Annotated in this window: 12 protein-coding genes and 1 pseudogene; 3 read left to right on the top strand and 10 right to left on the bottom strand. The window is 41.5% G+C overall.

The window, feature by feature from the left end; genetic code table 11:
* On the top strand, positions 1-298 hold a 298-nt coding region (locus VNZ46_RS01585), incomplete at its 5' end, for a DNA/RNA non-specific endonuclease (protein WP_325558317.1).
* A gap of 98 nt (positions 299-396) precedes the next feature.
* Positions 397-2,172, top strand: coding sequence for an aminopeptidase P family protein (locus tag VNZ46_RS01580; protein WP_325558316.1), 1,776 nt, complete (start codon positions 397-399; stop codon positions 2,170-2,172).
* Here VNZ46_RS01580 and VNZ46_RS01575 read toward each other — a convergent pair.
* Positions 2,169-3,365, bottom strand: coding sequence for an anhydro-N-acetylmuramic acid kinase (locus tag VNZ46_RS01575; RefSeq protein WP_325558315.1), 1,197 nt, complete (start codon positions 3,363-3,365; stop codon positions 2,169-2,171). The two genes, VNZ46_RS01580 and VNZ46_RS01575, sit on opposite strands and share 4 nt — an antisense overlap.
* A gap of 21 nt (positions 3,366-3,386) precedes the next feature.
* Positions 3,387-3,836: a DUF6702 family protein gene (locus VNZ46_RS01570; RefSeq protein ID WP_325558314.1), complete on the bottom strand. Its 450-nt coding sequence runs from the start codon at positions 3,834-3,836 to the stop codon at positions 3,387-3,389.
* A gap of 134 nt (positions 3,837-3,970) precedes the next feature.
* On the opposite strand from VNZ46_RS01570, the gene VNZ46_RS01565 reads away from it, so the two are divergent.
* Positions 3,971-6,346 carry a M1 family metallopeptidase gene (locus VNZ46_RS01565; protein ID WP_325558313.1) on the top strand — a complete coding sequence of 792 codons (2,376 nt, stop codon included), beginning with the start codon at positions 3,971-3,973 and terminating at the stop codon, positions 6,344-6,346.
* Positions 6,347-6,353: 7 nt separating this feature from the next.
* Here the strand turns inward: VNZ46_RS01565 and VNZ46_RS01560 are convergent, their stop codons facing one another.
* The 8 genes and pseudogenes from VNZ46_RS01560 to VNZ46_RS01525 form a co-directional block, all read right to left on the bottom strand.
* The gene (locus tag VNZ46_RS01560; RefSeq protein WP_325558312.1) at positions 6,354-7,655 is read right to left on the bottom strand and encodes a hypothetical protein; all 1,302 of its coding nucleotides are present in this window, start codon (positions 7,653-7,655) and stop codon (positions 6,354-6,356) included.
* Positions 7,656-7,658: 3 nt separating this feature from the next.
* Positions 7,659-9,623, bottom strand: a complete 1,965-nt coding sequence (locus VNZ46_RS01555; RefSeq protein ID WP_325558311.1) for a hypothetical protein — start codon at positions 9,621-9,623, stop codon at positions 7,659-7,661.
* A 31-nt stretch (positions 9,624-9,654) separates the two neighbouring features.
* Positions 9,655-10,326 carry a hypothetical protein gene (locus VNZ46_RS01550; protein WP_325558310.1) on the bottom strand — a complete coding sequence of 224 codons (672 nt, stop codon included), beginning with the start codon at positions 10,324-10,326 and terminating at the stop codon, positions 9,655-9,657.
* A 6-nt stretch (positions 10,327-10,332) separates the two neighbouring features.
* The gene (gene rfbA / locus VNZ46_RS01545; protein WP_133779334.1) at positions 10,333-11,193 is read right to left on the bottom strand and encodes a glucose-1-phosphate thymidylyltransferase RfbA; all 861 of its coding nucleotides are present in this window, start codon (positions 11,191-11,193) and stop codon (positions 10,333-10,335) included.
* 46 nt (positions 11,194-11,239) lie between these two features.
* On the bottom strand, positions 11,240-11,794 hold the full coding sequence (locus VNZ46_RS01540; protein ID WP_325558318.1) for a DUF3109 family protein: 555 nt from the start codon (positions 11,792-11,794) through the stop codon (positions 11,240-11,242).
* Position 11,795: 1 nt separating this feature from the next.
* Positions 11,796-12,578 (bottom strand): DUF3108 domain-containing protein, encoded by a 783-nt coding sequence (locus tag VNZ46_RS01535; RefSeq protein ID WP_325558309.1) that lies wholly within the window; start codon positions 12,576-12,578, stop codon positions 11,796-11,798.
* A 32-nt stretch (positions 12,579-12,610) separates the two neighbouring features.
* The gene (locus VNZ46_RS01530; RefSeq protein ID WP_325558308.1) at positions 12,611-13,126 is read right to left on the bottom strand and encodes a DUF2480 family protein; all 516 of its coding nucleotides are present in this window, start codon (positions 13,124-13,126) and stop codon (positions 12,611-12,613) included.
* A 64-nt stretch (positions 13,127-13,190) separates the two neighbouring features.
* Positions 13,191-13,539 (bottom strand): annotated as a pseudogene (locus VNZ46_RS01525) (peptidylprolyl isomerase); the annotation flags it as partial.

Below are 13,539 nucleotides of genomic sequence, written 5' to 3'. Positions count from 1 at the left end.
CGGAGCAGGAAATAATGGAAACGTCAGTACAATTGATAATGGAAAAATCACTGTACCTTCAAACGTATGGAAAGTAGCTGTGATTATCCCTAATGGGAATGATGACTTAAGCCGCGTAACCAACACCACCAGGGTAATTGCCGTAAACACTCCAAACAACAATGCAGTAGACCCGGACTGGAAAAAATATATCGTGACTGTCAGGGACATTGAAAAAGCAACAGGTTACAACCTGCTAAACAATCTGCCGCAAAACATACAAGATGTCATAGAGACCAGAAAGGACTCCGGCAACTAACGCCACACTGGCCTCCCCGAAAAGGAGGCCTTTTTTGTACCCCCTATGTAAATATATTCCTTAAGTTTGCCTAATTCTAATCCATAGAACATTTGACAATGACTTATCAAGAAAAACTAACTGCAATACGTCAACAGATGAAGGCCGATGATGTTCAGGCCTATATTATTCCTTCTGCAGATCCTCACATGAGCGAATACCTGCCAAAACACTATAAATGCATTCCCTTTACGTCTGGCTTCCTGGGCTCTGCCGGCACGCTAGTGATCACAGCTGATTTTGCCGGTTTATGGACAGACGGGCGATATTTCGAACAAGCTGCCGAGCAATTGGAAGGCAGTGGTTTTGAATTGGTTAAACAAAAAGTACAACATGCGCCAGAATATATTCAATGGCTTGGTGAAACGCTACCAAAAGGTGCCACCGTTGCATCCGATGAAAAATTACTTTCTATCTTATTAGGGGATCTTTTAAACCAAACCCTTGCTGTAAAAGGCATATCCATTGTGCATAAAGATTACCTGAATCCCATCTGGGAGGGTCGCCCTGAACTACCTTCAGAATCTGCTTTTTTGATCGAAGAACAGCACATCGGCCAATCCGTAGCTTCCAAACTGACAGAGGTTAGAGCTGTTCTGCAAAAGCATCAAGCCGGTTATCACCTGGTTTCTTCACTGGATGATCTGGCCTGGTTATTCAATATCCGGGGAAAAGATGTGAGCTATAACCCTGTTGTACTGAGCTTTGCCCTCATCAGTGAAAAAGAAGCCTTCTTATTTATAGATCAGCATAAACTCAATACTGCGGAAAAAGAACAATTACAAAAAAGCGGCGTTCAATTGCAAGCCTATACAGACATTGAAAAGCACTTATCTAGCTTGCCTGAAAACAGCAGTATCTTTATTGATCCAAAAAGAAATTGCTATGCCTTTACAAAGGTTATTCCTGCAAGTGTAAAGATCATTAAAGAGACCAATCCCTCCACCCTTCTCAAAGCCATTAAAAACCAAACAGAACTGGCAAATACCCGTACCGCCATGGTTAAAGATGGTGTAGCCATTACCCGTTTTCTAAAGTGGCTAACGGAGAATATCGGAAAAACAAAAATCACCGAACTTTCAGCCGCGGCAAAACTTCGTGGCTTCCGGGAAGAACAGGAAGGCTTTGTTGGCGATAGTTTTACCACTATTAGTGCTTACAGAGCACACGGTGCTTTGCCACACTATTCGGCAACTCCTGAAAGCGATGCAGAACTTAAACCCGAGAGTTTGTACCTGGTGGATTCCGGCGGCCAGTACTTTTACGGAACGACCGATATTACCCGTACCATTTCTTTGGGAGAGAATACCGACGAAGAGAAAAAGGACTATACCCTGGTACTTAAAGGTATGATTGATGGCTGCAAATCCCGCTTTCCTAAAGGAACCTGCGGCTACCAGATCGATGCAATTACTCGCAAACCCATTTGGGAACACGGCATCAATTACGGCCACGGAACCGGTCATGGCGTAGGTTATTTCCTAAATGTACATGAGGGTCCCCAGGTCTTTAACCCGACCAATAATCCGGTAGCCATTGAACTGGGCATGATTACTTCTATAGAACCAGGTATATACCGTCATGGAAAACATGGCATCCGAATAGAAAATCTGGTGACCACCATTAACGATATCAGTAATGAATTCAATGAGTTTTACGCTTTTGAGGCTTTAACTATTGCCCCGATCAGCACGGCAATTGTTCAAAAAGAATTACTGGAACAGAGCCAAATCAACTGGCTGAATGAATACAATGCATTAGTGTTCGAGAAAATAAGCCCTTTCTTAAATGCAGAAGAAAAGAGCTGGCTTGAACAAGAAACCCGGAAGATCTAAGCAGGTAAGCTGATCTTACCCATTACTACTGAAGGCAGTCCAGGGCGGTTTCCAAAATCAAGCCGCCCTCCTGTTACACATTCATTGGCCAACAGACCAAATAAAACAGCCTCTTTTGCATCCGGATCTACTTCCAACTCTTTAGTGTCCTTCAATTTTTTATTCAATTTCAAACTCAGTTTCTCCGCCAATAAAGGGTTGTGCATTCCACCCCCGCTCATATAAATTTCGAAATCTTCTCTCCCTCCCATGGAACGCGTTATGGCCTCCACAATTCCAACAGCTGTAAATTCGCAAAGTGTCGCGAGAACATCTGTATTGGAAATTCCTTCCTGACCGGATTGATGTATCGCATTTTTCAGGTAATCCAGATTGAACAGTTCCGGCCCCGTTGTTTTTGGAAAGGCCAGTCCAAAGAAATCATTGTTTAGCAATTCCTTTAACAAAGCTTCGTTTAGCCTCCCTTCAGAAGCCAGGGCTGCATTTTCATCATATTGCTTGCCCGGATAATGCAATTGTACAAACTGGTCCATTAAGGTATTTCCAGGGCCTACGTCTGTAGAAAAAACAAGGTCAGGGCGACGGCCTGAAGGCAGATAAGTAAAGTTGGCAATCCCGCCTATATTGAGTAAGATCCGATTCTCGTCTACACTTGAAAAGATCAGATAATCTCCATAAACAGCCAGCGGAGCACCTTCCCCTCCGGCGGCAATGTGTTTTTGCCGAAAGTCACTGACGGTAATGATTCCCGTTTTCACAGCAATATGATCTCCGTCGCCAATTTGAAGCGTTGCATTCGGATAATTTTTATGCTGATGCTTAGAAAAAGGGGCATGATAGATGGTTTGTCCATGGCTGGCAATCAGATCTACTTCGGCAGCCGGAAAATTCCAGTCTCTGAGACAATCTAAAATCAGCTGTGCATGAAATGTACCGATATAAGCATTTAACAAGGTCACTTTTTCCAGGTCCACCAGCGTTTTAAAGGAAACTGATTTCAGTTCCTCCTTAAATTCAGGAAGGTAGCTGATCGTTTTAAAATGCAGAAGCTCAGTTTTGGTCGAAATGCCTGATCCTGTAAAACGGCATAAAGCGACATCCAATCCGTCAAGAGAAGTCCCCGACATCAACCCAATAATTATTCTGGATGGTGCAGCAGAAAGTTCTGCCAGTTTCTGTAGGTCTTTGTTCATAGGAATATTAGGTTATTCAACTCAAAATACAACTTTATAGAGTTTGTCCGGATAATCAAGTTTGGTACTTTTTCTGTTTCCGTTGTACGTAATATGCATAATATTACTCTGATCATCAAAAAGATCATACATAAATGTATTCAGGATCTCCAGATCTTTTAGCCCTTTAACAGGAACAGATTCAATATACAATACAGTGGCTTCATTATCTTTTTCAAATCCAAGATAATTCAGGCCAATCACCTTGCCTCGCGTTTTCAACTGCAGGTGCTGGACTGCATATTTTTTAACCAGCTCGTCCATCACAGCATGTTTAGCCACAGAAGTAAGGTCAGCATGCACCTTAAATGCTTTAGTTAAAGCATTTTCCAAATCATCGGTAAACAATCTGCAGCTGATCTCTACGGTTGCACCTTTAGCGGTATAATTCAACTCCATACTGCTCAAATGCAGGGGGTGTCTTTTTTCCAAGGGTTTCACAGGCAAAAATCCCAGGATTAGGTAACAAATTAATAGCGTTTGGTTTAATATTATAGTCATCGGGTGTATCCTGTTTTCAGAATACAAAAAAACAGTTTAAATTTAAATTCGCATAAGTTTTACAAATGAAATCTACAAAAGCTTTATTTTCCATCTCCATGGCGCTGGTTTGTTCTTCGGCCGTGTTCGCACAGAACATCAGGAACAATCCAGAAAGTAACCATGGCAATAAATTTGAACAATTAGGCACCATTTTGACCACGCCGAATGAACAAAGAACGGCCAGTGGTGCCCCAGGCATAAAATACTGGCAGCAAAAAGCAGACTACAACATCAAATGCAGTCTTGATGAGAAGGAACTTAAGTTAAACGGCAGTGAAACTATTACTTATTCCAACAATTCTCCTGATGTATTGACTTATATCTGGCTGCAACTGGATGAGAATGAGCACAACAACCTCAACAATTCCGGATATCAAAGCAGTACCCTGATGCCGCAAAGCACCACCACTCAGGCATTGGATAAATTTCAGTATGATGGAAGCGATAATGGTTATGGGGTTAAGATCAGCAAAATTACTGACGCACAGGGAAGGACTTTGAAATACACCATCAATAAGACCATGATGCGTGTAGAAATGCCTGTGCCCCTTGCTTCCGGTCAAAAATTTATATTTAATGTAGACTGGAGCTATAAAATCGGTAACCGTATCGCCATGGGTGGCCGTGGTGGTTATGAGTACTTTCCTGAAGATGGAAATCATTTATTTACCATGACCCAATGGTATCCCCGCTTATGTGTATACAGCGATTTTCAAGGCTGGCAAAATCATCAGTTTACCGGGCGGGGCGAATTTGCACTAACCTTTGGGGATTTTAAAGTACAAATTACAGCTCCTGCAGATCATATTCTTGGTGGTACAGGAGAATGCGTAAACTACGAAAAGGTATTATCACCGGCCCAGTTGTCCCGCTATAAACAATCTAAAACCGCGACAGAACCTGTTGAGATCGTTACCCTTGAAGAAGCAAAACAGGCTGAAAAAAATAAGAGTACCCAAACCAAGACCTGGATTTTTGAGGCAAAAGATGTACGGGATTTTGCCTGGACCTCTTCCAGAAAATTCATCTGGGATGCCATGGCACAGCCTATAGAAGGCAAATCTGTAATGTGTATGAGTTTTTATGGCAAAGAAGCTTATGGCCTTTACCGGAAGTTTTCTACAAAAGCAGTTGCCCATACCATAAAAACCTATTCTCATTTTACCATTCCATACCCATACCCGGTTGCCCAAAGCATTGAGGCCGCCAATGGTATGGAGTATCCTATGATCTGTTTCAACTATGGCCGTACTGAAAAGGATGGAACTTATACCGAAACCTCTAAAAATGGAATGCTGGGCGTTATTATACATGAAGTTGGACACAATTTCTTTCCAATGATTGTGAATAGCGATGAACGTCAGTGGACCTGGATGGATGAGGGTTTAAACTCCTTTGTAGAGTACCTTACAGAGGAACTTTGGGACAATAAGTTTCCCACCAAGAAAGGACCTGCCTATACAATTGTAGACTACATGAAATTACCAAAGAACGAACTGGAGCCTGTTATGACCAATTCTGAGAATATTGTTCGCTTTGGTCCTAATGCCTATTCAAAGCCCGCAACTGCACTAAATATCCTAAGAGAAACCATCATGGGCAGGGAATTATTTGACTATGCCTTTAAAGAATATGCCAGACGATGGGCCTTTAAACATCCAACACCTGCAGACTTTTTCAGAACGATGGAAGATGCCAGTGGTGAAGATCTCGACTGGTTCTGGAGAGGCTGGTTCTATGGTACTGATGCTTGCGATATCTCTTTAGATTCCGTAAAATTTGCAAAAGCGGACGTCAATGCCAACGTTCCCCCGTCAACATCTTCCATGATCAAATTAGAGCGGCCACTTGTCAATGCATTTGAAGACCTTTCTAAAATCAGAAATAAGGAAGATAAGTCTATCAGTTTCTATACAGACAAAGATCTGAAAACCAGAGACTTTTACTGGAAGTATGACAGAGGACTGGAAAAATACGACGACATGGAACGTAAGCAAGTCAACACACCGGCCCTGGAACAATTAAACAGCACCGACAAGTCTAAATATGCAGGTAAGTTCTTCTATGAACTGTCCTTTAGCAATAAAGGAGGATTAGTAATGCCTGTTATTGTGGAATTTACTTACACTGACGGCACAAAAAGAATAGACAGGATTCCGGCACAGATCTGGCGCCTGAACGAAAACAATGCCTCCAAATTCTATGCGGAAGATAAAGAAGTTGCCGCGATAAAGCTGGATCCTATGCGGGAGACAGCAGATATCGATGAAAGCAACAATACCTGGGGTGGCCAGGCACAAGCCACTAAATTTCAATTGTTTAAACAAAAAGCAAATGCTGCTGCCGCCCGGGGGCAGTCTACCGGACTGAATCCAATGCAGGCAGCAGAGAAAAAATAAAGCGACCCTAATTTCTACTCAGGCTCATCTCCATTTCGAGATGGGCCTTTTTTGCATCTTCTCTCGTCATCTTCACCGTCAAATGGGTAAAGAACTCCAGATAAGAATCCAGCAAAGGAAAAACATGGTCTTTATGCAATTGAGCTATATTCGCCTCCGCAAAGAAAAAATACGGGGTGTTTTTTACACCTTCTTTTAATTTGCTGTATTTATTGGTACTTAATTGCAGTACCTGATCATTGCTTTTATCGAATACCTGATACAAAGGGAACAATGATTTATTGAGCTTCTCCCCTTCAATAGCCTTTTGCCTTTTCAAGTAATCCAGCAAACCACCTGTTTTTGTAGTCAACGTCATCCGCATATCCGGAACTCTGATCTCCTTAAGCACTTTTTGTTCCGTCTTCTCAAAATCGTCGTTATAGGTATATGTAATTAGGGTATCGGTCTGTTTGATTGATTTGTTGAGCACCAGATCTGTATACCCCTTATAATATTTATTTAAGCTGTCTGCCGAAAGTTCAATCCCAGCAATTGTCCAAAATTTATTCAAATGAAAATTCGCTGGTTTGGCATTCAGCCATATTTTCAGCATTGCGTCGGTATTGTTATCCAGATCTGTACTTACATAAGATTTTTCGGAAACGTCAAGCCCCTTTATAGGAACAGACCCCTCTAACGAAATCGCATTATCTTTTACTTCTCCCGCTCCGGAAAATCCATCAAAAATATAAGCCAGGTGGCCTTTTATCTTCAATAGGCTTTGCAGCTTTTGATCTCCTTCATCCAATAGATTCCTTTTATTCAGTACATCCAGAAGAATGGTTCTGGTCTGTTCTCTTTTGAAAGAATAAGACAATGCCATTTCCTGTTCATTATAGGCAACGCATAATTTCCCATCTGCACTGATGCCGAAAACCTGTCCGCCCGCTATATTCTCGAAATTATGGATCTTCAGGGCCTTTTTAAGGTATAATTTAAGTGCTGCTGTATCTGTGAGCTGTAAAGAACAAAAGAAGGTCTCAGCAGACTTAGAACGTACATTGTAAATGAAAAGACGGGAAGGAATAGAAAAGCCCTTGGGAATGGCTATCTCTTCGTTCTCCCAGACTAGAAATTTTGGAGGATTCCTCCAAAAGCTCAAAGCATTACTTTCCAGTATACCATCCAGATCAATCTTAAATAAGAGAGCAGCCTCGTTATGGATCCGATTCTTCCGGGATTGGTATTTTCTGTATTGAAGGTAACCCAATACAACGATCAGCAACAGCAGGATAACCGCTGCCGATCTGGTCCATATTTTCTTCATGAACTATTTTTTTGCTTCCTCTATCAGAGAGAAAAGGTATTTTAAAGCATTCGGCTGGCTCGCCGGAATATCCATACTCACCTCTCCCGAAATTGCATTTCCTTCAATAGGATTAGATTTCATATAGATATCTCCAATTGAATTTAAGAGTTTATTTGCTTTTTCTACCTTTGCTGTATTGCCGATTTCTTCCGCAGGTATCTTCCCCGCAAGTTTCTTTGAACTGAAATAGGCCGCATAATTCGCATTGCTCAGCATCTTTTTATGTCTGGAGGATACTTTAGCTACGTAACGGTCTCCTGCAATCTGCGCCATCTCCTCAGCATTGCTCCCCAAAAAGATCATGTCTTTTTTAAGTGCAAAAAAAAGTGACATCGGACTCTTAGGGATAGACAGCTCATAATAACCCTGATTATTTTTAACGAATTCCTTCTTTACACCATAAGCAATCAACTTATTAATCAGCTGATGATCTTCAGAAGAAAACATCAGCAGGAAATCCGGCAAGGTCTCTTTCTTGGTTTTGGTCACCTCTTTGGTTTCAAAATTCTCTTCGTTGTACTCATAAGACTTATAGGAAACTTCCTTTTGGCTAAGGCCATTAAAAATAAACAATCCATCTCCCTTAACCACCTTACTCACCGCATCTTCATCCAGCAAAAGAGAGAAAAGATCACTGGCCATACCAATCTCATCTCCGTAAGCAGAACCGTAAAATCTGGAGATAATCTTTGGATAGGCCTCCAGATAAGCTTTAGTATCGGCGGCATAGGCCATATATCCGATAAGTTTATTTTCGTTTACATATTGGAGAAACTTTTTGTTCAGTTTTCTCTTATTGACCTTTTTAAAGATATCGGCCATATCCTGATCAAAGTGCATAGCAGTGCCGATCTTTATATTTTTGTCTTCCAGATAAAGTTTTGCCACCACACTTCCGTATCCCTTGAACATACTTTTACCGTCAAAGTAACGGTTGGAGGGCATATAGCCGCCGATTAATTTATCAAGCCCGGCAATCCATACAGAAATTTCGGCATGCCCGTCAATACTTTTTACATAGTCCTTGTTGTCCAGAACAGAGGTCGATTCTCCTTTGGCTACAAAGTCATCTGCCTTTTGTTGCACACATTTAGCAATGGCTCTTTTTTTGAGTGCCAGTTGTTGGGAATAACCATTATCCATCCCATAGGCCGGAGCTGCAGCCACACTGTCGGCCATTGCTACAGCTTCTGTAGGATCTGCTTCCTCCTCCTTTATCTGAACTGGTTTTTTCCTTACCGGCCTGGCTTTACGCTTTTTCGAATGTACTTTACCTTTTTTCTTTGCACCCGATGCTTTTGTTTTGGTCACTTTAGTTTTCCTCACAGCAGGTTCCTGTATTTCCGTTGTGTCATAAGTTGCTGCAACAGTATCAACAACAGTACTGTCAATTGCTACCGCAGCTGTATCCGTAATCCCAATGGAAGTTTGTGCAGCAGGGTAAAGATAAGATGTCTTCCCCTCTCCTTTGATAAAATACAGGGTATTCTCATTCCAGCGTGTTAGCTCTGTAGAATCCAGATTATAATAGGTTCTCCAATTCCCCGCAGTATTGAATTTTAATCCGGAACTGGTATATAGTTCATCCAGCTTTGCGGCATTCTTTACCGGAGCCAGCAAGCAGTGGTAACTTACACTGTCGTTACCCTGATTGTAATAGTAAAAATCGGCTGATAAGTTAAAACCAAGTTCTTCCACCTGGCTCACTTTACTTTTGGTAGATCTCGAAACTTTATCCAGGATTTTTTTCCCGAGGAAGGTCTGATTAAATTCATTTGTTGACATCAGCTCCAGCATATTTTTCCCTTTAAGGGTAGCTACCACAAGCGCATCTGAAGGTATTTTGCGTTGAAGATCTTGTGCTTTAAGTTCGGTTACGAGAAAAATAACGCTGAGCGTCAACGTTAATTTAGTAAGAAAATTCATGATAATAGAGTTTTAAATAGGTAGGTAAGATTTATTTTGACAGCGTAATTCTATTGGAAATATTGGTTTTGCCATTGATCAGGCCGAGCATTCCTGTTCGTACCATCACCGCCTTTTTGCTTGCGGAAACTTTTGCCAGAGGATTTGTACAAACGGAAACCGGCACCTCAAAACGATAGATACTCGTATAGGTGGCCTCTTTAAATACATTTTTCACTTCTGGTTTTAGCTTATTGTATTGAACCAATGCTTCTTTATGATGAGCATAATTTCGCTCAAAAACATGATTTGCCGCGCTAAAGCTATAAGAAGAACTACTTATGGCATTCACTTTTAGTTTTTTGAGCACGTTCTGGCTGATGTTATTGATATTGGATATATTGTTAAAGGAGAAACTCACGCTCGCGATGAAATTCTCCAGGTCCAGTTTCCGGCTTACATTAGTAATTCCTTTTGAATTTTTCAGATAAGTCACTACCTCATCCATTTCCTTTTGGATCTTTTGCTTGGAGGGAATCTTGTAGCCGTTCACACTATCCAAAAGCAGGATCGAAGCAACCTTGGTTTTGCTCTGGCTGAGGTTTACGGTAAGGTTAACTGTACCTGTCCCATTGTCAGACAGATTAATTTCTTCTACAATCTGGAAGCAAGAACTGCAACAGCAGGCCACAAGGATCAGAAACAGGTAAAGATACCCCTTCATTATCAGTTATTTGATCACTTTTAATAAATAAGCGCCATAACCGCTTTTCACCAATGGCTCTGCTACTTTGTTCAACTGTTCTTTATCGATAAAGCCCATCCGGTAAGCTACCTCTTCTATACAACCAATTTTCAGGCCTTGTCGTTCTTCTATCACCTGTACAAACTGTCCGGCCTGCATTAAGGAAGCAAAGGTTCCTGTATCCAGCCATGCTGTTCCCCTGCTCAGTACACCTACTTTCAATTTACCTTGTTCCAGGTAAACCTTATTAACATCTGTAATCTCGTACTCCCCACGAGGGGACGGTTTAATGTTTCTCGCAATTTCAACCACGCTATTATCATAGAAATACAATCCTGGCACAGCATAGTCAGATTTAGGGGCAGCAGGCTTCTCTTCAATGGAAACCGCATTGTTCTCCTCATCAAATTCCACCACACCATAACGTTCCGGATCTGCGACCCTATAGGCAAATACCACTCCACCATCCGGATCCGAACTTCCCTGGAGCAGTTTAGCCATTCCGTCACCATAAAAAATATTGTCGCCAAGTACCAGGGCTACTTTATCCTGGCCGATAAAATCAGCACCAATCACGAATGCCTGCGCAAGACCATTTGGTTCAGCCTGAACTGCATAAGAAAACTTACAGCCTAAACGACTGCCATCACCCAGGAGTTTCTCGAAATTTGGAAGGTCATGTGGGGTAGAAATGATCAGAATCTCTCTGATCCCGGCCAGCATTAAAGTAGACAAAGGATAATAGATCATCGGTTTATCATAAACCGGCATCATTTGTTTACTCATTACTAAGGTTAAAGGGTGCAACCTTGTGCCACTTCCACCTGCTAAAATTATTCCTTTCAAAATTCGGAGTCCGTTAGTTTTATATGATTTATTTATTTATCTGCAATTATAAGCTATTTTCCAATTCTGCATACCATTCCGCACCATATTTACGAATTAAAGGTCCTTTTAGAAACTGGTAAACCGGAACTTTTAATTCACGGCCGAAGGTACAGGCATCTTTACAGATACTCCACCTGTCATAATTCAATACGTCGAACTCTGGATAATGCGTAATTCGAATCGGGTACAAATGACAGGAAATCGGTTTTTGCCAATCTACAAGCCCTTCTTCATAGCCCTTCTCTATGGCGCATTTGGTAATGCCATTTTCAAAAGTAACATAAGCACATTCTTTGTTCCCATCCACACATGGTGTGGTCAGGTCTCCATCCTGATCGACAACAGATGTACCATATTCCTCGATTGCAGCAATTCCTTTCGGTGCCAGCAAATGTCTGATCTTTGGATAAATTTCTTCCAGAACTGCCTTTTCAGCTTGCTCAAGTGGAGCACCTGAATCTCCTTCTACACAACAGATCCCTTTACATTTATTGAGGTTACACACAAAGTTTTCGCTGATCACATCCTCATGGATTAGCGTATTTTGAACTTCTATCATCTTATTCATCAATTTTAGCCAGAGGGTATTTAAGCCCCGTAGCTGATTTTAATTCCATAGTCACCGCACCAACAAGTATCTCTACCTGAGCTTTTACCGGGACGCGGTTCCCGTCATCAGTAATCCAGAGGTAAAGCCTGCTGTCTTTCCTGAAAATCCTTCCAGGCTGTATAGAAGGACTAAATTTAAGACATCTGATCTTACCCAGCTTCGTCTTGATCACTTCCTTTCCGATATATTCAATTTTCAGCTGGCTAATCCCATCCTGCAGGAAATAGTTCAGCGCAAACTGGTCACCTGATTTGATATTGGCAATATTCAGGCTTCTTGCAAAATAGTACGCAGAAACCAGATCAAAGGTCTGGTTCGTAGGCCCGGTAAATGTACCCCGGTTAGAAACAACCTGCCTGCTGTGCTGCGTAAACCTTGCTTTATCTGCCCTTTTATAACCTCCTTCACGGATATTTTCCTGATAAAAATAAGGGGTTAACGTTTCCTTATCGATATAGGAATCGTAATGATCCCTGATCTTATAAAAAATATCAAAGGTTCCCGACGTTTCCCCGTCCACCGATAATTTATAAACAGGCTTGTTGTCAAACTTCATGTCTGTATTCAGAACTTTCAGTGTTCCCTCTGCTGCCGTAATAAAGCCATATCTTAATTTATACTGAAGTACCTCCCCGGCCTGAAAGACCGGCTCCTTTTTTAAAGGCAATTCCTGTGCATAGACCTGTACGCTGACTAATAAACTTCCTATAAGGAATAAAAAGGCAAATCTCATACAGAATTTATGCAAGAATCCTTCCAAAATCCTTAATCCTTACGTTTATAGATCGGAACAGTGGAACACGGCTCCCCATACATAATGCTTTTCACAACAGGAAGCAGCAGATTGGTCAGTTCCACATAAGCCGAAACCGGAACATCAATGTCTGCACAACCCTTAACAACAACTCTTTCGCCAGCTAAAGAATCCAGATCTATATTGGTCAGTGATTTTGCAAACAACACCGATTCCAGGACATCCAAGCCCCCAAAGACAACCTCATTGGCGTAAGGCTTCATTTTGCTCGCCAGCAGCATATAAGCCCAGGTAGGCACAATAGCATCAGCCGAACAAATAACTGCTATATTTTTATCCTGGTACTGAGACCAGTCATGATTCTTTATAAACTCACGAAAATCCTTTTCCCGCAGCATCAAGCCATGAAAAAGATTTTCTTTAATATCATAGACTACACGCTCACCCTTATTGTAATACTCTTCCAGATTGATCGTGATTAACCCACTGGCACTAACTTTATTAACAAAATTCTCCTGAATATCCATGGCATCTAAAAATAAAAAAACCGGAAGCGATATACTTCCGGTTACAAAATTACGTAAAATAAGATTAATAGAATTTCACCCTATTGTCTTTTATCTTGCTTTTATCCTGTAATGCCTGGAACGCTGCACCTAATGCACGCTGTCCAACACCCAGTAACATAGTTTCTTTTTGTTTATACGTATTCGCCAATGGAGCAGGATTGCTAAATGCACTTACTGTAAAGGCATAAACACCATGATCTCCTGCAACAGGACTGGAAATTTTATTTACAGCAGAACCAAATACAGTACCAATCAATTTGTTTTCCTGGCCCACGCCCGGAAGTACTGGGTTACCAAAAACAATATTCTCAACCGGTACCACTGGTTTAGCCACCTTTTGTGCAACCTGATCTAAACTACCTGCACCTTTC

Source organism: Pedobacter sp., from assembly GCF_035566355.1.
Lineage (GTDB): Bacteria > Bacteroidota > Bacteroidia > Sphingobacteriales > Sphingobacteriaceae > Pedobacter.
This window is presented reverse-complemented; position numbering and strand designations above follow the sequence as displayed.

Excerpts from the sequence above, each read along its gene's own strand:
- VNZ46_RS01580 (WP_325558316.1), top strand. The coding sequence starts at position 397 with ATGACTTATCAAGAAAAACTAACTGCAATACGTCAACAGATGAAGGCC.
- VNZ46_RS01575 (WP_325558315.1), bottom strand. The coding sequence starts at position 3,365 with ATGAACAAAGACCTACAGAAACTGGCAGAACTTTCTGCTGCACCATCC.
- VNZ46_RS01565 (WP_325558313.1), top strand. The coding sequence starts at position 3,971 with ATGAAATCTACAAAAGCTTTATTTTCCATCTCCATGGCGCTGGTTTGT.
- VNZ46_RS01560 (WP_325558312.1), bottom strand. The coding sequence starts at position 7,655 with ATGAAGAAAATATGGACCAGATCGGCAGCGGTTATCCTGCTGTTGCTG.
- VNZ46_RS01555 (WP_325558311.1), bottom strand. The coding sequence starts at position 9,623 with ATGAATTTTCTTACTAAATTAACGTTGACGCTCAGCGTTATTTTTCTC.
- VNZ46_RS01550 (WP_325558310.1), bottom strand. The coding sequence starts at position 10,326 with ATGAAGGGGTATCTTTACCTGTTTCTGATCCTTGTGGCCTGCTGTTGC.
- VNZ46_RS01540 (WP_325558318.1), bottom strand. The coding sequence starts at position 11,794 with ATGATAGAAGTTCAAAATACGCTAATCCATGAGGATGTGATCAGCGAA.
- VNZ46_RS01535 (WP_325558309.1), bottom strand. The coding sequence starts at position 12,578 with ATGAGATTTGCCTTTTTATTCCTTATAGGAAGTTTATTAGTCAGCGTA.
- VNZ46_RS01530 (WP_325558308.1), bottom strand. The coding sequence starts at position 13,126 with ATGGATATTCAGGAGAATTTTGTTAATAAAGTTAGTGCCAGTGGGTTA.